This is a genomic window from Roseateles sp. AC306 (genome assembly GCF_979253795.1).
In genome coordinates this window covers 66610-87304 of the sequence record NZ_CEEDEB010000013.1, presented here as the reverse complement: position 1 = coordinate 87304, position 20695 = coordinate 66610, and the positions used below count along the sequence as shown (strand labels likewise).

Annotated in this window: 21 protein-coding genes; 8 read left to right on the top strand and 13 right to left on the bottom strand. The window is 68.2% G+C overall.

Annotation, left to right across the window (positions count from 1 at the left end):
• Positions 1-82: 82 nt before the first annotated feature.
• From AC0IZJ_RS21685 to dinB, 6 genes are all read right to left on the bottom strand, one after another.
• Positions 83-712 carry a CAP domain-containing protein gene (locus tag AC0IZJ_RS21685; protein WP_471853613.1) on the bottom strand — a complete coding sequence of 210 codons (630 nt, stop codon included), beginning with the start codon at positions 710-712 and terminating at the stop codon, positions 83-85.
• 105 nt (positions 713-817) lie between these two features.
• A complete protein-coding gene (locus AC0IZJ_RS21680; protein WP_471853612.1) occupies positions 818-1132 on the bottom strand; it encodes a hypothetical protein in 315 nt (104 codons plus the stop codon).
• Positions 1129-1635, bottom strand: coding sequence for an RNA polymerase sigma factor (locus AC0IZJ_RS21675; protein WP_471853610.1), 507 nt, complete (start codon positions 1633-1635; stop codon positions 1129-1131). The genes AC0IZJ_RS21680 and AC0IZJ_RS21675 overlap by 4 nt, the downstream gene beginning before the upstream one ends.
• A gap of 44 nt (positions 1636-1679) precedes the next feature.
• Complete coding sequence (locus AC0IZJ_RS21670; protein WP_471853609.1) at positions 1680-2087, bottom strand: DUF6249 domain-containing protein; 408 nt, start codon at positions 2085-2087, stop codon at positions 1680-1682.
• A 181-nt stretch (positions 2088-2268) separates the two neighbouring features.
• Entirely contained in the window at positions 2269-4590 is a 2322-nt protein-coding gene (locus AC0IZJ_RS21665; protein ID WP_471853608.1) for an ATP-dependent DNA helicase, read from the bottom strand.
• Positions 4590-5798 (bottom strand): DNA polymerase IV, encoded by a 1209-nt coding sequence (gene dinB, locus AC0IZJ_RS21660; protein WP_471853607.1) that lies wholly within the window; start codon positions 5796-5798, stop codon positions 4590-4592. The genes AC0IZJ_RS21665 and dinB overlap by 1 nt, the downstream gene beginning before the upstream one ends.
• Before the next feature lie 287 nt (positions 5799-6085).
• Here dinB and AC0IZJ_RS21655 point away from each other — a divergent pair, with 287 nt between their 5' ends.
• Positions 6086-6718: a PEP-CTERM sorting domain-containing protein gene (locus AC0IZJ_RS21655; RefSeq protein WP_471853606.1), complete on the top strand. Its 633-nt coding sequence runs from the start codon at positions 6086-6088 to the stop codon at positions 6716-6718.
• Positions 6719-6785: 67 nt separating this feature from the next.
• On the opposite strand, the gene AC0IZJ_RS21650 is transcribed toward AC0IZJ_RS21655, so the two are convergent.
• Entirely contained in the window at positions 6786-7766 is a 981-nt protein-coding gene (locus AC0IZJ_RS21650; protein WP_471853604.1) for an aldo/keto reductase, read from the bottom strand.
• A 165-nt stretch (positions 7767-7931) separates the two neighbouring features.
• On the opposite strand from AC0IZJ_RS21650, the gene AC0IZJ_RS21645 reads away from it, so the two are divergent.
• Positions 7932-8363, top strand: a complete 432-nt coding sequence (locus AC0IZJ_RS21645; RefSeq protein WP_471853603.1) for a YidB family protein — start codon at positions 7932-7934, stop codon at positions 8361-8363.
• A 50-nt stretch (positions 8364-8413) separates the two neighbouring features.
• Here AC0IZJ_RS21645 and AC0IZJ_RS21640 read toward each other — a convergent pair whose 3' ends face one another.
• The 3 genes from AC0IZJ_RS21640 to AC0IZJ_RS21630 all read right to left on the bottom strand — a co-directional run bounded on the left by AC0IZJ_RS21640 (position 8414) and on the right by AC0IZJ_RS21630 (position 11329).
• A complete protein-coding gene (locus AC0IZJ_RS21640; protein ID WP_471853602.1) occupies positions 8414-10111 on the bottom strand; it encodes a PhoH family protein in 1698 nt (565 codons plus the stop codon).
• A gap of 175 nt (positions 10112-10286) precedes the next feature.
• Positions 10287-10766, bottom strand: a complete 480-nt coding sequence (locus tag AC0IZJ_RS21635) for a peroxiredoxin (protein WP_471853727.1) — start codon at positions 10764-10766, stop codon at positions 10287-10289.
• 131 nt (positions 10767-10897) lie between these two features.
• Positions 10898-11329 carry an Mth938-like domain-containing protein gene (locus tag AC0IZJ_RS21630; protein ID WP_471853601.1) on the bottom strand — a complete coding sequence of 144 codons (432 nt, stop codon included), beginning with the start codon at positions 11327-11329 and terminating at the stop codon, positions 10898-10900.
• Positions 11330-11389: 60 nt separating this feature from the next.
• Between AC0IZJ_RS21630 and AC0IZJ_RS21625 the strand changes: the two genes are divergently transcribed.
• From AC0IZJ_RS21625 to AC0IZJ_RS21600, 6 genes are read left to right on the top strand one after another with little or no spacing between them, the layout of a single operon-like run.
• Complete coding sequence (locus AC0IZJ_RS21625) at positions 11390-12616, top strand: pyridoxal phosphate-dependent aminotransferase (RefSeq protein ID WP_471853600.1); 1227 nt, start codon at positions 11390-11392, stop codon at positions 12614-12616.
• Between the two features lie 25 nt (positions 12617-12641).
• Complete coding sequence (locus tag AC0IZJ_RS21620; protein WP_471853598.1) at positions 12642-13961, top strand: homoserine dehydrogenase; 1320 nt, start codon at positions 12642-12644, stop codon at positions 13959-13961.
• Positions 13962-13976: 15 nt separating this feature from the next.
• Positions 13977-15368, top strand: coding sequence for a threonine synthase (gene thrC / locus AC0IZJ_RS21615; protein WP_471853596.1), 1392 nt, complete (start codon positions 13977-13979; stop codon positions 15366-15368).
• Positions 15361-16569 carry a molybdopterin molybdotransferase MoeA gene (locus AC0IZJ_RS21610; RefSeq protein WP_471853594.1) on the top strand — a complete coding sequence of 403 codons (1209 nt, stop codon included), beginning with the start codon at positions 15361-15363 and terminating at the stop codon, positions 16567-16569. The genes thrC and AC0IZJ_RS21610 overlap by 8 nt, the downstream gene beginning before the upstream one ends.
• On the top strand, positions 16566-16823 hold the full coding sequence (locus AC0IZJ_RS21605; protein WP_471853593.1) for a MoaD/ThiS family protein: 258 nt from the start codon (positions 16566-16568) through the stop codon (positions 16821-16823). Before AC0IZJ_RS21610 ends, AC0IZJ_RS21605 begins: the two co-directional genes overlap by 4 nt.
• Positions 16820-17206, top strand: a complete 387-nt coding sequence (locus AC0IZJ_RS21600) for an S-adenosylmethionine decarboxylase family protein (protein WP_471853592.1) — start codon at positions 16820-16822, stop codon at positions 17204-17206. Before AC0IZJ_RS21605 ends, AC0IZJ_RS21600 begins: the two co-directional genes overlap by 4 nt.
• On the opposite strand, the gene AC0IZJ_RS21595 is transcribed toward AC0IZJ_RS21600, so the two are convergent.
• From AC0IZJ_RS21595 to AC0IZJ_RS21585, 3 genes are all read right to left on the bottom strand, one after another.
• Positions 17164-18744, bottom strand: a complete 1581-nt coding sequence (locus tag AC0IZJ_RS21595; RefSeq protein WP_471853591.1) for a flavin monoamine oxidase family protein — start codon at positions 18742-18744, stop codon at positions 17164-17166. The two genes, AC0IZJ_RS21600 and AC0IZJ_RS21595, sit on opposite strands and share 43 nt — an antisense overlap.
• Before the next feature lie 36 nt (positions 18745-18780).
• The gene (locus AC0IZJ_RS21590; RefSeq protein ID WP_471853589.1) at positions 18781-19038 is read right to left on the bottom strand and encodes a hypothetical protein; all 258 of its coding nucleotides are present in this window, start codon (positions 19036-19038) and stop codon (positions 18781-18783) included.
• A gap of 63 nt (positions 19039-19101) precedes the next feature.
• Positions 19102-20691, bottom strand: a complete 1590-nt coding sequence (locus AC0IZJ_RS21585; protein WP_471853587.1) for a polyamine aminopropyltransferase — start codon at positions 20689-20691, stop codon at positions 19102-19104.
• Positions 20692-20695 lie beyond the last annotated feature (4 nt).

Sequence of the window (20695 nt, the reverse complement as noted above, 5' to 3'; positions counted from 1 at the left end):
TTGGCTGCCGCCAATCCTATGCGCTCCATCGACTGCTGAAGGGTCTGTTGAAGTCGACCGAGTTTTCAGCCCTGACATCGCGCTATCGCGGCGTACCGAAGTCCTGCGTCCAATACGTCCGGTAGCGCGTGTTGGCATTCCCCGCCACGCAGGCCACGCCGATGTCGCGGAACGATGCGTTCATCAGGTTGACGCAGTGGCCCTCGCTCTTCATCCAGCCGTCCACCACCTCGGCCACGCCGGTCTGGCCGGCGGCGATGTTCTCGCCCACGCTGCTCCACTGGTAGCCGGCTGCCGTCACGCGGGTGCCGAGGGTGCTGCCGTTGCTGCCGGTGTGGTCGAAGAAGTTGTTGGTGACCATGTCGTCGCTGTGCGCGACCGCGGCTTGCGTGAGCGCGGCGTTCCAGGTCAGCTCACGGGCCGCCGGGAAGATGCCGCGTGCGCCGCAGGTGGCACCGCTGCGGCGGTGCGCATTGACGGCCGCCAGCATCTCGGCTTCAAAGTTGGGCAGGTTGCAGGTGATGCGGCTGCCGGCCGTGGCGGGTGGCGGCACTGCCGGTGGGGGTGTGGTGGGGGCGGGTGCGCTGCCCGCCGTTGCAGAACTCCCGCCACCGCCGCAGCCGGCGAGCGAGATCAGCAGGGCGAACGCGGCGACTGCGGACAGTTGAGGCGCGCCTGAGCGAGAGGCAATGGGTGCTGCACGGAGGGTCATACGCCGCCAGCTTGGCACGCACAGGCATCGCGCCGGGTTACCGGGTGCAGCCGCAACGAGGACGGCCGCAACATCCCTACACAACTGCTGGCAGCGTGCCCTGTCTTACCCCCGGCTCCACCGGCTGGGAACCGACCAGAAGATCAGCAAGCCCAGCAGCGCCAGGGCCGCCAGCGCGTGGGGGGCGTCGAGCGTGGCCGCGCCTGTGGAGAACATGGCCGCCACACCGGAGGCGGCCAGCGCCGCGCCCGTCCATTGTGCGAACTTGATGCGTCGTGCCCAGCGGCGGCGGCTGGGCGCCACGCGGCTGGGCAGCGCGGCCATCACATTCAGACTGAAGCCGGCGTCGGCGGGCTCAGCTTCGCCTTGCAGTTGCTGGCGCAGGGCGGTGTCGAAAGCGTCCTGGAGAGGGTCGGTCATGGCGTGGGCTCCCATGCTTGAAGTTGGCTGCGCAGGCGGGCCTTGGCGCGCAACACCTGGGTCTTGACGGTGCCGAGTGGCCAGCCCAGCACCAGGGCCGCTTCGGCATGGCTGAGGTCGGCGCCGTAGCAGAGCAGCAGCGTGTGGCGCTGCGGCTCGCTGAGGGTGGCCAGCGCCCGGTCGAGGTCGATGCGCCAGTCGGCGCCGGGGGCAAAGTCGCTGTGCGCGCCGAGCTCGGGTGGGGCATCGTCCGCGCGGGGCAGGGACGGGCGCTCGGCGGCCAGCGAAGAGTAGGCCAGGCGGGTCAACCAGGTGCGAAAGCGCGCCTCGCCGCGGAACTTGGGCAGGGCACGCCAGGCGCGGACGAAGGCTTCCTGCGCCAGGTCGTCGGCGCGTGCCTGGTCGCCCCGGCAGACGCGGCCGAGCAGCTTGCGCAGATAGCCCTGGTGGACCTGCACGAGGGCCGCGAAGGCGCTGCGGTCCCCGGCGGCGGCACGGGTCACGAGCCGAGCCTCCTGCAAGGCTGCGGCGGACGGCTCCGCATGGGTCACGGCTGCGGCTGCTGCGGCTTGCGTTCGACGTGCCAGTACACCGCCAGCCCCAGCCCGAGGAACAGCGGCAGCAGGCCGATGCTCCAGAGCCAGGAGCCCGGGCTCATCGCCGCGAACATGCCCATCAGCCCGAGGCCGACGGCGACATTGATGATGGCGGGGATGAGGATGCGGTTGGGGTTGGCCTGGTCGCGCCTGGCACGGTGCCAGTCACTGTCGAGTACCTCGCCCAGCAGTTCGGGCGGGATGGGCTGGCCGGCCCGCGCCAGCTCGCGGATGGTTTCGTGGCGCTCCCGCTCGGTGCTCGTGCGGCTGATGTAGTGCGACACGATGGCGACGATGGGGATCAGCATCGCCAGGATGGGAATCATCAGCGGGCCGAAGTTTTGGAAGGTCTCGAACACGGGGTCTCCAGGAAGCGGTAGATGCTGCTTCCTTGGAGCGCCGCGCGGGGCGGTTTGGATTCACTTCATGCGAAATACTTTTCCGCCGCCGATCCGCCAGCAGCTCATTGGACCCGGTGGCGACGCAGTGAACGATCTGGACGGCTGGCAGGGTCGAGGTGGGCGCTCCAGGCGCGCACGCTCAGGGTTTGACCTGCCACCACGCCGGCAGCAGCGCTCGCACCTCGGGGCGGCGGTAGCGCTGGTCCAGCAGCCACACATAGCCCTTGTCGTCGACCGAGCGCAGCACGCGCCCGGCGGCCTGCACAACCTTCTGCATGCCCGGCACGAGGTCGGCATAGCCGTGGTCGGCGCCGAACATCGTGTCCAGCCGCTCGCGCACCTGCTCCTGCAGCGGCGACACCGGCGGCAGGCCCAGCGTGGCGATGAAGGCGCCGATGAGGCGGGTGCCGGGCAGGTCTACGCCCTCCGCGAACGCGCCGCCCAGCACGGCGAAGCCGATGCCGCGGCCACCTTCCACGAAGCGGTCGAGGAAGGCGCGGCGCGCCGCGTCGCCCATGCTGCGCGACTGGCTCCACTGCGGCAGTTCGAAGTGCCGCAGCGCCAGCCGCGCGGCAGCCTTGTCGAGGTAGTCGAAGCTGCTGAAGAAGGCGAGGTAGTTGCCGGGGTGCTGCCCGTACTGCGCGGCAAGCACATCCACCAGGGCATTGAGCGAGGCCTCGCGGTGCTCGTAGCGGGTGGACAGGTTGGCCACCTGCACGCTCAGGTGCTCGGGCGGGAAGGGCGCGGGCACGTCGATCCAGGCGGTGTCGTCGGGCAGGCCGAGCAGGTGGCGCGGGTAGTCCGGTGGGCCCAGCGTGGCGGAGAAAAGCGTGACGCTGTGACAGCCCTCGAAGCGCTCCTTCAGAAAATGGCCGGGCACGATGTTGCGCACCGACAGCAGCACGTCGCGGCCGTCGTCTTCGTCGTCCGGAAGCAGCGAGAGGTTGGCCGGCTCCTGCAGGGCCGGCCGTGTGGCTGCGCTGCGCTGCAGGTCGCACAGCGAGTGCGTGTCCAGCCGGTCCAGCAGGCGCTGCAGGTTGAAGGACTCGAAATAGAACTCGAGCATCGGCCCCACTTCGAGCGGGTGGTTCTGCACGTACTCACCCAGGGCGACGTTGACGCGCTGCAGCGCTTCGCCCAGCGCCTCGGGCAAGGTGGGCAGCGGCTGGTAGTCGGCGGCCTGGGCCTGGCCGAGCGTGGCCAGTTCCTTGGCCAGGCCACGCAGCGGCGCGCGCAGGCTGGCCGGCGCGTTGGCCACGGCCTCGCGCACGCGGGCCAGGCTCAGGCTGGTGCTGTACATGTCGCGCGCGCGGTCAATGAGGTTGTGGGCCTCATCCACCAGCAGCGCCAGCTTCCAGCCTTGCGCCTGCGCCAGGCCGTAGAGCTGGCCGTGGGGGTCGAAGGCGTGATGCACGTCGCCCACGACGACGTCCGCCCAGCGCAGCAGCTCCTGGCCGAGGTAGTAGGGGCAAACGTCGTGCTTGAGCGCAATGCGGCGTTGAGCCGGCGCGTCCAGCCAGCCCGCCTGCACGGCCTCGGCGCGGGCAGCGGCCAGCCTGTCGTAGAAGCCGTTCGCCAGCGGGCAGGCATCGCCGTGGCAGGCCTTCGTCGGGTGTTCGCAGGCCTGCTCCTTGGCCACCAGCGTCAGCACGCGCAGCGCCTTCGTCGGCGCGGCCTCGCGCAGCGCGTGCAGGGCCTCCAGCGCTGCGATGCGGCCGGTGCCTTTGCAGGTCATGTAGCCGATCTTGTCGAGCTGCTGGCCGGGCATGGCGCGCAGCAGCGGGTAGAGCGTGCCCAGCGTCTTGCCGATGCCGGTGGGCGCCTGGGCCAGCAGGTGGCGGCCGTTGGCGGCGACGCGGTAGACGGCTTCCGCCAGCAAGCGCTGGCCCGGGCGCAGCTCGCCCAAGGGGAAGGGCAGGGCGCTCAGGTCGGCGTTGCGCGCGCTGCGGTGAGCGGCCTCTTGCGCGGCCCAGGCCTCGAACCGCGCGCAGCGTGCCTCGAAGGCGGCCTGCAGCGCGGTGGCCGTGGCCTTCTCGCGCAGCACGGTCTCGTTCTGCGTGTCGGCGTCCACGTAGACCAGGGCCAGCTCCAGCTCGGCCAGGCCACGGTCGGCGGCGATCAGCGCGCCATAGGTTTCCAGCTGGGCCCAGTGCAGCGCACGGCGGTTCTCGGGAATCATTTCGACCGGGCCGCGGATGGTCTTGATCTCCTCCAGCCGGTTCACGTCCGCCTCGTAGCCGTCGGCACGGCCGCGCACGCGCAGATTGCCGTGCACGGTTTCCAGCGGCAGCTCGATCTCGTAGCCGGGCGAGCGCCGCGCCAGCACGGCCATCTGCCCGGCCTGGCCTTCAAGCGACGTCGCCGAGGGCGTGAAGCGGCGGTCCAGGCTGCCGCGCTTGGCAGTGAACTCGCACAGGCTGCGGACCGAGACGGTGTAGGTCCAGGAGGGAGAGTCAGTCATCAGAAGAGCGAGAGATTTTCTCGCTCCGGCTCCCTGGCCCGTTCCGCGGCCGGCGCGGCGGCGGGCACCTCGCTGGCATGCACGAGGTTGCCGATGCGCACGCCCATCAGCCGCAGCCGCTTGTCGAACTTGACGCGCTTGAGGCACAGGCCCACGGCGTGGCGGATGTCGGCGGTGCTGGTGATGGGCTGCTTCAAGGTCTGGTCGCGCGTGACGGTGACGAAGCCTTCGAAGCGCAGCTTGATGCCCACCGTCTTGCCCGCATAGCGCTTGCGTGCGAGGTCGTGCGACAGCCTCTCGCAGAGCTCGTCCATGATGCCGCCGAGCAATGCGCGGTCGTGCACGGCGTGCAGGTCGCGCTCGAAGGTGGTCTCTCGGCTGATCGACACGGGCTCGCTGTGCGTCACGACGGCGCGGTTGTCCCGCCCGTGGGAGGCGGCGTGCAGCCACTGGCCGTAGCTCTCGCCAAACTGCTCGACCAGCCATTCCGGCGACGCGGCGGCAATGTCGCCCACCGTCTCCAGGCCGAGCTTGACGAGCCTGTCGCCGGCCTTGGGGCCGATGCCGTTGATCTTGCGCACGGCCAGCGGCCAGATCAGGCGCGGGATGTCGTCCAGCGTCAGCACGGTGATGCCGTCGGGCTTGTCCAGCTCGCTGGCGATCTTGGAGAGCAGCTTGTTGGGCGTGACGCCGATGGAGCAGGTCAGGCCGGTGGCGCGGCCAACCGAGTTCTTGATCTCGCGCGCCACCGCCTTCACGCCGCCCAGCGGGTCGTGGCCGACGGCGTCGCGCACGCCGGGCACGTCGGTCAGATCGATGTAGATCTCGTCGATGCCGCGGTCCTCGATGACCGGCGCGACCTCGGCCACGGCGGCCTTGAAGAGCCGCGAATACTTTCGGTAGGAATCAAAGTCGGCTGGCAGCAGGATGGCGTCGGGCGCACGCAGCGCGGCCTTCATCAGACCCATCGCCGAGAACACGCCCAGGTCGCGCGCGGCGTAGGTGCTGGTGGTGACGACGCCGCGGCCGGTGTAGTTGCGCAGCTTGGCGTACTGCCAGCTGCCGTCCTCCAGCTGCCGAGGCGCATCCGCCCGCCGCCCGCCGATGACGACCGCCTCGCCCTTGAGCTGCGGATAGCGCAGCAGCTCGACGGACGCGTAGAAGGCGTCCATGTCGAGGTGGGCGATCCAGCGGTCGGGCTGTGGCATGAAATCGAGATTGTCCGGTGACGCGATGCCACCGGCTGACAGCATCGGCCGTGTCAGATACCTGTCATATGTGATCGCTTGGCAGGGCGCGCTAGTCAGGGTTTGCCTGATGTCGGGCTTCTTTCCACCTTCGAACGTGGAATATCTGTCGCGGATATCAGGGACGTGCTGTCCTACTGGAGCTGACGTGTGGCTGTCTGACGCTGGCATGGCTCGTGCGTAAGTCGAGTGCGCAGCTAAAGCTGTCGCCGCTCTGACCGGGCGATCAAGATAAACAGGAGACATAGATGATCAAGAAGATGTTTGCCTTGGCGGCACTGGCGGGCGCCCTGCTGTCCCCGTTGGCTTCGCACGCCGCGCTTGTCGCGCTGACCCCCGCCGACGGCTGGCCTCCGGTGGGTAGCAAGGGCCTGAGTGGCGTGCTGTTCAATACGGCCAGTGCCGGCGATGTCAAGGTGGCGCTCGGCGCCCACCCGTACACCAGTGGCGTGACCATGCCGAACGACGGTGTCAGCGTGTTCCAGGGCCAGCCGGGCCTGGCCAATCCGCTGCGGGCTCGCTGGAGCTTCGACTTCGTCTACGACGTGCGCAGCTGCGCCGACTGCAAGATCTTCCTGGGCATTGACACGAACCCGGGCGCTGGCACGAATTTCGTCGACATCGACCTGCTTTCTGCGCCGTTTGGCCTGCCCAAGGTGCTGGCCGAGTCTTGGAATCTGGAGATGGCCTTCCTGACCGCTGGCTACGACTTCAATCCCTTCGGACCCAGTTCGACCGATTTCCGCCTCTACGTGCTTGATGCCGCTGGCGCGTTTGTCGTCGGCACCGACATCACGGTCAACGTGCCGGAGCCGGCATCGCTGGCCCTGGCTGGCGTCGCGCTGGCCGGGCTGGCAGCGAGCCGCAGAAGGCGCGCATAGGGCTGCGGCGCCAAAGGAAAAGCGGCCAGTGGCCGCTTTTTTTATTGCCGAAGAGAAGGTGGACGACTCACCACAAACCGTGCACCTGCGGCGCGATGCGGCGCTCGTAGAGGTCAGCCAAGGCCTGCATCAACGGCGCGGGCAGAGCGGCCAGGTCGGCGGCGCTGACGTTCTCGTCCACCTGCGCGGGCGTGCGGCCGCCGGGGATTGCGGTCGTGACGCCCTCGTTCATCAGGATCCAGCGCAGCGCCAGCTTCGCCATGCTCACGCCCGGAGGCAGCAGTCCGCGCAGTTCCTCGACGGCGGCCAGGCCCTGCCCGAAGTCGACACCCGAGAAGGTCTCGCCCTTGTCGAAGGCCTCGCCCTGGCGGTTGAAGCCGCGGTGGTCGTCGGCGCCGAAGGTGCTGTCGCGAGTGAACTTGCCGCTGAGCATGCCGCTGGACAGCGGCAGGCGCGCCAGCACGCCCACCTGGGCCGCCCGGGCTGCCGGCAGGAAGACCTCGGCCGGCCGCTGGCGGAACAGGTTGAAGATGATCTGCACCGACTGCACGTTCGGGAACTTGATCGCGGCCAGCGCTTCATCGATACGCTCGACGCTGACGCCGTAGTGGCGCAGCTTGCCTTCCTTCACCAGGTCGTCCAGCGCGCCGAAGACCTCCGGCATGGTGTAGACGGCGCTGGGCGGGCAGTGCAGCTGCAGCAGCTCGATGGCGTCGGTCTCGAGATTGGCGAGGCTGCGCTCGATGAAAGGACGCAGGTTGAGGTAGCCCTCGGCCACGTGCGGGTTCAGGCGCCGGCCGGCCTTGGTGGCGACATGGAAGGCGTCGCTCGGGCGCTCCTTGCGCAGACGGGCGAGCAGGCGCTCGCTGTGGCCGTCGCCGTAGACGTCGGCGGTGTCGAAGAAGTTCACGCCGCGGTCCAGCGCGTGGTGCAGGGCGGCCATTGCGGCCGTGTCGTCGGTGTCGCCCCAGGTGCCGCCAATGGCCCAGGCGCCGAAGCCGATTGCAGAAACATTCAGGCCGGTGCGGCCGAGGGGGCGATAGATCATGGGTTTGAGGCTGCGCGAATGAAAGACGGCGGGGAGTGTCGTTGATAGCGCTCTCATTTTCTATCCCGGGTCTTTCCTTCCGGCCTGCGCGGTCGGGATCTAGACTGCCTCGGCTGCCCGCACCGGGCATCGACTGTGGCGCGAGTCACTTCACCGGAGATTGCAATGGGACTTCTGGACAACCTGCTCGGCGCCGCAACGCAAGGCCTGGGCCAACAGGCCGGTGGCGGTCAAAACTGGGTGGCTCTGATCTCCGGCCTGGTGGCCAATGGTTCGCTGCAAGGCGGCCTTCCCGGGCTGCTGCAGCAATTGCAGGCGGGCGGCCTCGGCGAGCAGGTGCAAAGCTGGATCTCGACCGGCGTCAACCAGACTATTTCAGGCGACCAACTCACCGGCGCGCTCGGCGGTGCAGGCGGCTTGCTTGGCCAACTGGCCCAGCAGGCCGGCGTGTCGCCTGCCGAAGCAGGCGACCAGCTCAGCCAGTGGCTGCCGCAGATCGTCGACAAGCTGACGCCGAACGGGCAACTGCCCGCCAACCTTGGCGCAGGTGGTCTCGATGGCTTGGCCGGCATGCTCGGCGGGCTCTTGAACCGCTGAAATGAAAACGGCCCCGTGAGGGGCCGTGGGGCAGTGCGGGAGCGGTTGGCTCAGAGCACTTCGGACGCGAAGTCGGCCAGCCGCGAACGCTCGCCGCGTGCCAGAGTCACATGGCCGCTGTGTGCCCAGCCCTTGAAGCGGTCGACCGCGAACGTGAGGCCGGAGCTGCCTTCGGTCAGGTAGGGCGTGTCGATCTGCGCCAGGTTGCCCAGGCAGACGATCTTGGTGCCAGGGCCGGCGCGCGTGATCAGCGTCTTCATCTGCTTGGGCGTCAGGTTCTGGGCCTCATCGATGATGACGAACTTGTTGAGGAACGTGCGCCCGCGCATGAAGTTCAGGCTCTTGATCTTGATCTTGCTGCGCACCAGGTCCTGCGTCGCCGCGCGGCCCCATTCGCCTGCGGATGAGCCGCCCTTGGCCAGCACTTCCAGGTTGTCGTCGAGGGCGCCCATCCACGGGCCCATCTTCTCTTCCTCGGTGCCGGGCAGGAAGCCGATGTCCTCGCCCACAGGCACGGTCACGCGGGTGACGATGATCTCGCTGTAGCGGCGGTCATCGAAAACCTGGGCCAACGCGGCGGCCAGCGTCATCAGCGTCTTGCCGGTGCCGGCCGTGCCGGTCAGCGTGATGAAGTCGCACTCCGGGTCCATCAGCAGGTTGAGGGCGAAGTTCTGCTCGCGGTTGCGCGACGTCACGCCCCAGACCGCGTGCTTCTGGTGGCCGTAGTCCTTCAACGTGCGCAGCACGGCCGTCTTGCCGGTGATCTCGGTGACCTTGGCGTACAGCGGCGTGGCACCCGGTGCTTCCAGGTAGATCAGCTCGTTGATGGTCAGCGTCGGCACCAGCGGGCCGCTGATGCGGTAGAAGGTCGTGCCGCCTTGCTGCCAGCTCTCCATGGTCTTGCCATGGCGGTCCCAGAAGTCCGAAGGCAGGGCTTGGACGCCGGTGTAGAGCAGGTCGGAGTCTTCCAGCGTCTTGTCGTTGCGGTAGTCCTCAGCCGGCAGGCCCAGCGCGCGGGCCTTGATGCGCATGTTGATGTCCTTGGACACCAGCACCACTTCACGGCCGGGGTGGAGCGTCGTCAGCGCCTGGACGACGCCCAGGATCTGGTTGTCCGCCTTGCCCTGCGGCAAACCGGCTGGCAGCGGCGCGTCGATCAGCTCGGTCTGGAAGAAGAGCTTGCCCTCGGCCTCGCGGTGGCCCGTGCCGGCCAGCGACAGGCCCTTGGACATCTCCTCGATGCCACTGGTCTTCAGGCTGGCGGCGAGCTGGTCCAGCTCGCGGCTGACCTGACGCACATTGCGGGCGACCTCGGTCATGCCCTTCTTGTGCCCGTCCAGTTCCTCCAGCGTGATCATGGGCAGGAAGACGTCGTGCTCCTCGAAGCGGAACAGCGACATCGGGTCATGCATCAGCACGTTGGTGTCGAGCACGAAGAGCTTGGCGGCTTCGGCGGGCTTGCGGGTGCGTTTGGGCGTAGCGGCTTTTGCCGGCGCCTTGCTCGCCGACTTGGTCGGCAGCGCCGATTTGGCGGCATGGCTGGAGGCGGGGGTAGGGAGGCGCAGCACTTCGGCTGTCGGCGCTGCGCCAGGCGCGGCGGCGGGCGCGACGACGGGCGCTTGGACGGACGCTTGGACGGGCGCTATGTGCGGCCGGTCGGCGCGCGGTTTGCTGGGGGTCAGATCGGCCGAGTAAGCAGTGGCATCGAGGCGGCTGGCGCGTTGTGCAGGGGGCTTAGGCAGTGGCATGTACGGCGGATAGGCGGCAGGTGAACCCCTTGCGATCCAGGCTCCAGAAAGCAAAAAGCCGCACAGGATGAGTGCGGCTTTGACGTCTGAGACAAGGATTCGGCCCGGGGCATGAGCTGATTATGCACATCCCGCGGGCGCCCGCGATGTCAGAGAACAACGCGTGTTCGCGGGGTCAGGCAGCTTCCTTCTTCAGGCCTTTGACGGCCTTCAGCACCTCGTCGACGTGACCCGCAACCTTGATGCCGCGCCATTCGCCCACGAGGATGCCGTTCGGGGCGATCAGGAAGGTCGAGCGCTCGATGCCCTTGACCTTCTTGCCATACATGATCTTGTTCTTGACCACGCCGAACATGTGACAGAGCTTTTCTTCCGTATCGGCGATCAGCTCGAATGGCAGCTCAAGCGCCTGCTTGAACTTGTCATGCGAAACCATGTTGTCGCGCGAGACGCCGAACACGATGGCACCGGCCTTTACGAAGTCCTTGTGGCGATCACGGAATTGCATTGCCTCAGTGGTACAACCGGGCGTGTTGTCTTTCGGGTAGAAATACAGCACGACCGACTTGCCCAGGAAGGCGTTGGCGGTGAACTTCACGCCGCCGGTGGCTTGAGCCTCAATTTCCGGCAGGGGTTTGTTGAGCGCAGGCGTCATTGGGGGGTGCGGCAAGTTTGTGCTCGCGGGGTCTCCGGGTCGTGACTGCTGCGTGTGCAGCAATTCACGCGGGCGCCCGCATGCAATAGCCAGCAATTATAGGGCCTTGTCCTACCCGGGGGTCGGGCAGCCTATCCCTCGATCAGCAGCGCGGCGAGCACATTTCGACCTTCACTGGCCAATACGTTGTAAGTGCGGCAGGCCGCAGCGAGGTCCATGACCTCGAAACCAATGCGCGCTTCGACCAGCCCGCGCCACAGGGCCGGGTTGGGGAAACGTAGTTTCGAGCCGCTGCCGAAGACGACCAGCTCGGGGTTCAGTGCCTTGATTGCTTCGAAATGCGCGGCCTGAAGTTCCTCGAAGCGCGAAGGCGCCCACGCGGCCACATCGCCCTTCCAGGGGACGAGCACACTGGCGGTGTGCGGCCGGCCGTTGACCCAGACGCCACTGGCGTCGTGGCGTGAAATGCTGTTGCCGCCTTGCGGCTCGTCGAGTTGAAACTTCATCGAAAGCAGGGGCGGAAATCCGGGCCGGCGAGTGTCGCCCAGAACGGCATTCCGCATGCCCGGCCTTTAAACTTCCAAGTCCCCCTGCATTGCAGCAAACGCTGCTCCGGAGCCCCTTTGAAGCCCATCGCCAAGTCCAGCAAGCTCGCCAGCGTCAGCTATGACATCCGCGGCCCCGTGCTGGACAAGGCGCGCCAGATGGAGGAAGAGGGTCAGAAGATCATCAAGCTGAACATCGGCAACACCGCGGTGTTCGGCCTGACGCCGCCGGACGAGATCGTGCAGGACATGATCCGCAACCTGGCCGATGCCGGCGGCTACACCGACAGCAAGGGCCTGTTCGCGCCGCGCAAGGCGGTGGTGCACTACACCCAGCAAAAGGGTGTCAAGGGTGTCACCGTGGACGACGTCTACCTCGGCAACGGTGCGTCCGAGCTGATTCAGATGTCGATCAATGCGCTGGTCAACGACGGCGACGAGATCCTGATCCCGGCGCCCGACTTCCCGCTCTACACGGCCGTCGTTGGTCTCTCCGGCGGCCGCCCGGTGCACTACCTGTGCGACGAAGGCGCCGGCTGGCTGCCCGACCTGGCCGACATCGAGTCCAAGATCAGCCCGCGCACGCGCGGCATCATGGTCTGCAACCCGAACAACCCGACGGGCGCGCTTTACCCGACGGACCTGCTGCTCGGCATCATCGAACTGGCGCGCCGGCACCAGCTTGTCATCTTTGCCGACGAGATCTACGACAAGACGCTGTACGACGGCGTGACGCACACCAGCATGGCATCGCTGGCCGATGACGTGCTGTTCATCACCTTCAACGGCCTGTCCAAGAACTACCGCGCCTGCGGCTACCGGGCTGGCTGGATGGTTGTCAGCGGCGAGAAGCGCCATGCCCGCGACTACATCGAGGGCCTGAACATGCTGGCCTCGCTGCGCCTGTGCTCCAACACGCCGGGTCAACTGGCGATCCAGACGGCGCTTGGTGGCCACCAGAGCATCGACGACCTCGTGGCGCCCACCGGGCGCCTCTGTCGCCAGCGCGACCTAGCCTACGAACTGCTGACGCAGATCCCGGGCGTCAGCGTCGTCAAACCCAAGGCCGCGCTCTACATGTTCCCGCGGCTGGACCCCAAGATCTACCCGGTGGCCGACGATCAGCAGTTCGCCTACGAGCTGCTCGCCGAAGAGAAGGTACTCATCGTCCAGGGCACCGGCTTCAACTGGCCGGCGCACGACCATTTCCGCCTCGTCTTCCTGCCCAATGTGGACGACCTGCGCGAGGCCATCGGCCGCATCGAACGTTTCCTGGCCGGCTATCGCCGGCGTTATTCCGCCTGATCTACCTGTCCTGAAGAGCCCTGCAATGAAAGCGATTCAAGTTGGCCTCATCGGCCTCGGCACCGTCGGTGCCGGCACCTTCAACGTCCTGCAGCGCAACCAGGCCGAGATTCGCGGCCGCGCCGGGCGTGGCATTGAAATCGCGATGGTGGCCGCCCGCAATGCCGAGCGCGCCAAGGCCTACCAGGCCGTCGTCGGCGACGGCGTGCCCTGCGTCGGTGACGCACAGCAGCTCGTCAACAACCCGGCCATCGACATCGTTGTCGAGCTGATCGGCGGCATCGAGCCGGCGCGCACGCTGGTGCTGCAGGCGATCGCCAATGGCAAGCACGTCGTCACGGCCAACAAGGCGCTGCTGGCGCTGCACGGCACGGAGATCTTCGAGGCCGCGCGTGAGAAGGGCGTCGTCGTCGCGTTCGAAGCGGCGGTTGCCGGTGGCATTCCCATCATCAAGGCGCTGCGCGAAGGCCTGACGGCGAACCGCATCGAGTGGATCGCCGGGATCATCAACGGCACGACCAATTTCATCCTGTCCGAGATGCGCAGCAAGGGCCTGGATTTCGGCGTCGTGCTGAAGGAAGCCCAGCGCCTGGGCTATGCCGAGAGCGACCCGACCTTCGACATCGAAGGCGTGGACGCCGCCCACAAGCTGACCATCATGAGTGCCATCGCCTTCGGCGTCCCGGTGCAGTTCGACAAGGCGCATGTCGAGGGCATTTCGAGCCTGCAGGCGACCGACATCAAGTACGCCGAGCAGCTCGGCTACCGCATAAAGTTGCTCGGCATCACGCGCCGCCGTGACAACGGCATCGAGCTGCGCGTGCATCCCACGCTGATCCCGTCGACCCGTTTGATCGCCAATGTCGAAGGCGCGATGAACGCCGTCGTCGTGCAGGCCGATGCGGTCGGCACGACGCTGTACTACGGCAAGGGCGCCGGCGCAGAGCCGACCGCCTCGGCCGTCGTCGCCGACCTGGTGGACGTGACCCGCCTGGCCACGGCCGACCCCGACCACCGCGTGCCGCACCTGGCCTTCCAGCCCGACGCGATGAGCGACACGCCCATCTTGCCGATGGCCGGCGTGCAGACGGCGTTCTACCTGCGCCTCGTTGTCGCCGACCAGGCCGGCGTGCTGTCGCGCATCACCACCATCCTGGCCGAGCACGACATCTCCATCGACGCCGTGCTCCAACGCGAGTCCGCCGAGGGCGAGCGCCAGACCGACCTCATCATCCTGACGCACGACACGTCTGAAGGCCGCATGAACGAGGCGCTGGCCAAGATGCAGGGCCTGCCAACCGTCCTCGCGCCCATCGTCCGCATCCGCAAGGAAGAACTGGCCTGAGCCAGACACACTGACATGAAGTACATCAGCACCCGCGGCGACCAGACCGAGCGCGGCTTCTCCGACATCCTCCTTGAAGGCCTGGCGCCTGACGGCGGCCTCTACCTGCCCAAGACCTACCCGCGCGTCGACGGGGCGACGCTGACGCGCTGGCGTGGCCTGGCCTATGCCGACCTGGCCTTCGAGATCCTGTCGCTCTACATCGATGACATCCCCGCCGATGACCTGCACGCCATCACGCGCAAGGTCTACACGGCCGAGGTGTTCGGCACCGAGCAGATCACGCCGCTGACCTGGCTGGGCGACCACGTGGCGCTGCAAGGTCTGTCCAACGGCCCGACGCTGGCCTTCAAGGACATGGCCATGCAGTTGCTTGGCGCGCTGTTCGAGTACGAGCTGGCCCGCCGCGGTGAGACGCTGAACATCCTCGGCGCGACCTCGGGCGACACCGGCAGCGCCGCCGAGTACGCGATGCGCGGCAGACAAGGCGTCAATGTCTTCATGCTCAGCCCGCAGGGCCGCATGAGCCCCTTCCAGCAGGCGCAGATGTTCAGCCTGCAAGACGCCAACATCCACAACATCGCCGTGGAAGGCGTGTTCGACGACGCGCAGGACATCGTCAAGGCTGTCTCCAACGACCTCGCCTTCAAGCGCGAGTACCGCATCGGCACGGTCAACTCCATCAACTGGGCGCGGCTGCTGGCCCAGGTCGTCTATTACTTCGCCGGCTACTTCCAGGCGACGAAGACGAATGCCGAGAAGGTCAGCTTCACGGTGCCGTCAGGCAACTTCGGCAACGTCTGTGCCGGCCATGTCGCGCGCCAGATGGGCCTGCCCATCGCCAGGCTGGTGGTCGCGACCAACGAGAACGACGTGCTCGACGAGTTCTTCCGCACCGGCACCTACCGCGTGCGCGGCAGCGCCGACACGCATGAGACGTCCAGCCCGTCGATGGACATTTCCAAGGCCAGCAACTTCGAGCGCTTCGTGTTCGACCTGCTGGGCCGCGACGGCGCGCGGGTGAAGCAGCACTTCAGCGGCAGCCAGTTCGGGCTGAAGGCCGGTGAGCATGCCGAGATCGCCAGCTTCGGCTTCAGCTCCGGCCGCAGCACGCATGCCGACCGCATCGCCACCATCCGCCGCTGCCACGCCGAGCACGGCATCGTCATCGACCCGCACACGGCTGACGGCCTCAAGGTGGCGCTGGAGCAGCGTGACCCCGCCGTGACCATGCTGGTCCTGGAGACGGCCCTGCCGGCCAAGTTCGCCGCCACCATCCACGAGGCGCTGGGCATCGAGCCGCCGCGGCCGGCCGGGCTGGACGGCATCGAAGACCTGCCCAAGCGCGTGACGCTGATGCCGGCGGACGTGGATCAGGTGAAGGCCTACATCCGCAGCCATGTCTGATGGCAGGAAACCCGGCCTGATCCCGCTCGACGACGCGCTGGCGGCGCTGCTGGCGCAGATCGCGCCGCTGGCCGGGACGCAAACGCTGGCCACCGCCGATGCGCGCGGCCGCGTGCTGGCGGCGGACCTGGTCTCGCCGGTCGACGTGCCGCCGGCCGACAACTCGGCGATGGACGGCTATGCGCTGCGTGCCGCCGATGCGGCGTCGCTGCTGCCGGTCACCCAGCGCATCCCCGCAGGCAGCGTGCCCGCGCCGCTGCCTGCGGGCGAGGCGGCGCGCATCTTCACCGGCGCCCATGTGCCGCCGGGGGCGGACACCGTGGTCATGCAGGAGTTCACCGAGTTGGTGGATGGCCAGCTGCGCGTGACTCAGCCCGTCACAACCGGCGCCAATGTGCGCCTGCGTGGCGAAGACGTGCGCGCCGGCTCGGTCGTGCTGCCCGCCGGCACGCGGCTGGACGCCGTGTCGCTGGGCCTCGCGGCTACAGCCGGTGCCGCTCAATTGATGGTCACCCGCCGCCCCCGCGTCGCGGTGTTCTCGACCGGTGATGAACTGGTCATGCCCGGCGAACCGCTGCCGCCAGGCGCCATCTACAACAGCAACCGCTTCACGCTGCGCGCGCTGCTCGACGGCCTGGGCTGCGAGGTGGTCGACCTCGGCATCGTGCCTGACAACCTCCAAGCCACCCGCGCCGCGCTGCGCGACGCCGCATCGCGGGCCGATGTCATCCTGACCTCGGGCGGCGTGTCCGTCGGCGAGGAGGACCACCTGCGCCCCGCCGTGCAGGCCGAGGGCCGGCTCGATCTCTGGGCCGTTGCCATCAAGCCCGGCAAGCCCTTCGCCTACGGCCGCGTGGGCGAGGCGCATTTCATCGGGCTGCCCGGCAATCCGGTGTCCAGTCTCGTCACCTTCCTCGTCCTCGTGCGGCCGGCGCTGTTGAAGCTGCAAGGCGCCTCGCGCCTCACGCCGCGCGGCTACCGCTTGGTAGCCGGCTTCGACTGGCCCAAGCCTGACAAGCGCCGCGAGTTTCTGCGCGTGCGGCTGGACGACGACGGCGGCCTCGCCATGTTCGCCAACCAGAGCAGCGGCGTGCTGACCTCGGCCTTCTGGGCCGACGGCCTGCTCGACAACCCGCCTGGCCAGGCCATCAAGGCCGGCGACGCGGTGCGCTTCCTGCCGTTTGCGGAGCTGCTGGCGTGACGATCACGGTCAAGCTGCGCTTCTTCGCCTCGCTGCGCGAGAAGCTGGGTGAGGGTGAGGCGCTGGCCTTGCCTGAGGGCAGCACCGTCGCTGCTGCTCGCGAGGCCTTGCTCGCGCGTGGCGGCGTTCATGCCGACGCGCTGGCCGCCGGCCGCGCCGTGCGTTCGGCGCTGAACCAGAAAATGTGCGCCGAGTCCGCCGTGCTGGTGGATGGCGACGAGCTGGCGTTCTTCCCCCCAGTCACTGGCGGATGAACGGCCTGCATCTCACGGCCGACCTGGGCGGGGTCAATCCGGCACTGCCGTTGATGTGCGATGCCGAAGCCTTGGCCGCCCTGTGCCGCGCGACCGTGTTGACCTCCGGCCTCAGCGGCGTGGCCGAACTCTTCCATCGCTTTGGCGCGGCCGAAGAGCAGTGCGGCATCACCGGCGTCGTGCTGCTGGCCGAGTCGCACCTGGCCATCCACACCTGGCCGGAGCTGGGCGGGGTGACGCTGGATGTCTACGTCTGTAACTACGGCGCCGACAACACCGCCAAGGCCGAGGCGCTGATGACCGCGCTGATCGACGCCTTTGCGCCGGCCTCCGTCAGCCGTCAGAGCCTGAGCCGGGCCGCTGCCTCGACGCCGACCGTGTAGGCCTCTTCGAACACCGAATAGCCGCTCAAGTCGGCATGCGCGAAGACAACCCGGCCGCGCGCGTCGTTCAGTGCGGCGAGGGCCGTTGAGCCGCGCAGGCCCGGCGTCGGGATGCTCATCGCGTGGCCGAAGCGGCACAGGTCGATTCGCACCAGTTTGGCCGGCAGGTCGGGGTGGGTTTGCGCCAGCTCGTCGGTGACGAAACGGGCCCAGTGTTGCCAGGGCTGGCGCAGCAGCTCGGCGCGCTGGGCGGCGGGCAGCGCGAAATAGGCCGTCAGCAGCGGCGGGCGCGGCGTCGGGTCCAACGACTGGTGGCGGGCGTCGACGTAGCCGAGGGCCGTGGTGCCGTAGCGCACGTTGTCCCAGGCCGGCGGCACGCCGGGGCGCGTGAGCAGAAGCTCGCTCAGTGCCAGGTTGGCCGTGAGCCAGGGGGCATAACTCAACTGTCTGGCGGCACTGCGCAACGCTTCGGACGGTGCGGCCAGCAGGCGCGCCGAGATGAAGAGGGGCGTGGCCAGCACGACGGCCTGGGCCTGCCAGCGCTCGGGCGCGCCTTCCGCTTCGTTCCACGCCAGCAGTTCCACGCCGTGCTTGCCCTCGTTGACGCGCAGCACGCTGCGGCCCAGGTGCGTGCGGTCGCGCAGCGGCTCGGCGAGGCGGGCGGACAGCCAGCCGTTGCCCTCGGCCCAGGTCAGCACAGGCTCGCGTTCGGCCGCCTCGTCGCCAGGCGCGTGGAAGCCATGGCGGCTGGCGAAGTAGTGCAGGCCGGCCCAGGCCGAGACGCCAGCCGCGCCCGCGCCGAAGTCGTCGCGGCAGCAGTAGTCGAGGTACCAGCGCAGTCGGGTGTCGGACAGCGCGTTCGCGTCCAGCCAGGTGGCGAACGTCTGGGCGTCCAGCGCGCCGTGGCCCGGCGTCCAGCGGGCGCGTCGCGTGGGCATTGCGAAGCCCAGGTCGCGCTGGGCCTCGGCGACCCGGGCCGAAAAGCGCCTGTACTGCTCGCGCGCAGGCTGTGATTCGGCCGGCGGCAGCAGGCCCTCGTGCCATTCGCCATCGATGAAGAGGCGTTCCTGCGGACTGTGACAGAGGTGGCGCTCGTCCCACTCGGTGCGGCCCAGCACCTGCCGGGACAGGCCCAGTTCCGCGAGCAGTTGCGAAACCTCGTGCGCGTCGGAGCCAGGCAGCGGCAGGTAGTGCGCGCCAAGCGGGCAGGCAGAGCCAGCCATCAGGTGACCCCGGCTGTTGCCGCCGGCGGCATCCTCGAGGTCCAGCAGCGCGATGTCGTCGATACCGCGGCTGGCCAATGCACGCGCGCAGGCGAGGCCGGCGATGCCGGCGCCGACGATGACGACGCCCGCCTTTCGCAGGGGTCCGCCGGCGGGTGGCAGCTCGGCGCGCAGCCGGTGCCCGCGCTGCGGATGGGTGCCTACCCAGCCGCCCTGCGGGCCCGTTGAATCGTTCGAACAGGCGCTGGCCAGCAGGCTGATCAACAGCGCGCGTCGGGCGGGGGAAGCTGGGAAGGAGGCGGTCGGCGGGCGCAAGGCGCGCAGGTTAGCAGCACGCCTTGCCGACGATGTTCAGTGAGCCGGGTCGAGATCGATGTTCGCGTCTTCACCGGTGGCCGAGCGCCATTCGCGCAGTTCCGCGGCCAGCACCGGGTGCTTGTCGGCATCGGCGCGACGGATCAGCTCTTCGACGTTGTCGTCCGTCACATGCTCGTGGCCGACACCGTTGATGAGGTTCTGATAGACGCTGTCGACGTCGGTGGCATCGGTATTGGCAGGCGTGGTTGGCACGTCGGCCTTACCGAGCGAGGCGGGCTTCTGGGTTGGCATGAGCGACTCCGCACCGGCGCGACCGGCCGGCGATCAAGCTCCATGGCAATCAACGTTCCCGGTTCAATGCACCTTGCCCCACTCGGCCTCGAATTCCTGCACCAGCACCTGGTTGCTCAGGCGGTTCACCTCGGTCGGCACGCGCGCCATGTCGGGGGGAAAGTCCAGCAGCGACGGCAGGCTCTGCGGGCTCAGGAAGCGCAGGCCGGGCGGGAACTGCGTCGGCAGCCGGAAGGGCCGGCGCGACGCGATGACGAAGCCCCATTCGCCGAAGCTCGGTACATGGGCGTGGTAAGGCGTGGTGGTCAGCCCGGTGGACTCGATGGTGGTGACGACGGTCCAGAAACTGCGCCGTGCGATCAGCGGTGACGTCGTCTGCACGACGGCATAGCCGCCCGCGCTGAGGTGCTGGTCGACCGACTCGTAGAAGCTGGCCGTGTAGAGCTTGCCCAAGGCGAAGTTGGACGGGTCGGGGAAGTCGACGACGATGACGTCGAAGACCTGGGTCTGCTGCTCCAGCCAGCCGAAGGCGTCGGCGTTGACGATGGTGAGCTTGTGGGATGAAAGCGCGTGGCCGTTCAGCGCGGCGAGCTTCCCGTTGTCGCGGAACAGTGTGGTCATCAGCGGGTCCAGCTCAACGAGGGTGACCTGCTCGACGCTGGCGTACTTCAGCACCTCGCGCAGGGCCATGCCGTCGCCGCCGCCCAGCACCAGCACGCGCTTCGGGGCGCCGTGCGCGGCCATTGCCGGCTGCACCAGGGCCTCGTGATAGCGGTACTCGTCCTTGGAATGGAACTGCAGATTGCCGTTCAGGAAAAGCCGTGTGCCGGCGCGGCCCTCGGTGACGATGATGCGCTGGTAGTCGCTGCTCTGCTTGAAGACGATGTCCTCGCCGTAGAAGCGGTCCTCGGCCCAGGTCGTCAGCCGCTCCGCGCCCGCCAGGGCCGCGAGCAGCAACGCGGCCGACAGCGCGCAGGCTGCAGCCATAGCTCCCTTGGCGCGCAGCTCGGCGCGGAACAGCCACAGCGCCCAGACGGCCACGGCCACGTTCAGCAGCCCGAAGGCCACGCCGGTGCGCACCAGGCCGAGATGCGGCACCAGCACGAGCGGGAAGGCCAGGGCCACCAGCAGGGCGCCGAGATAGTCGAAGGTCAGCACCTGCGAGACGAGATCCTTCAGCCCGTAGCGCGCGCTGAAGTGGCGCTTCAGGATGCGCATGACCAGCGGGATCTCCAGGCCCACCAGGGTGCCCACCAGCAGCACCAGCGCGTAGAGCAGCACGCGAAAGACCATGGCCTCGCCCGGCGGCAGCAGACTGTGCACGGTGAACAGCGCCGCTGGCATCAGCCCGCCGATGACGCCGACGAGCAGCTCCACCTGCAGGAAGACGCCGATGAGCTGGCGCTCGACGAAGCGCGACAGCCAGGAGCCCAGGCCCATGGCAAACAGGTACACGCCGATGACGGTGGAGAACTGCAGCACCGAGTCGCCGAGGAGATAGCTCGCCAGCGCGCCCGCCGCGAGCTCGTAGACCAGGCCGCAGGCGGCGATGACGAAGACGCTGGCGAGCAGCAGCAGCTCGGCCAGGCTGGGTCCGTGCTTGTCGGGTGTTGGGGCCTCGGCGGCGTTCACGACAACGTCGGACGCACGCACTCGT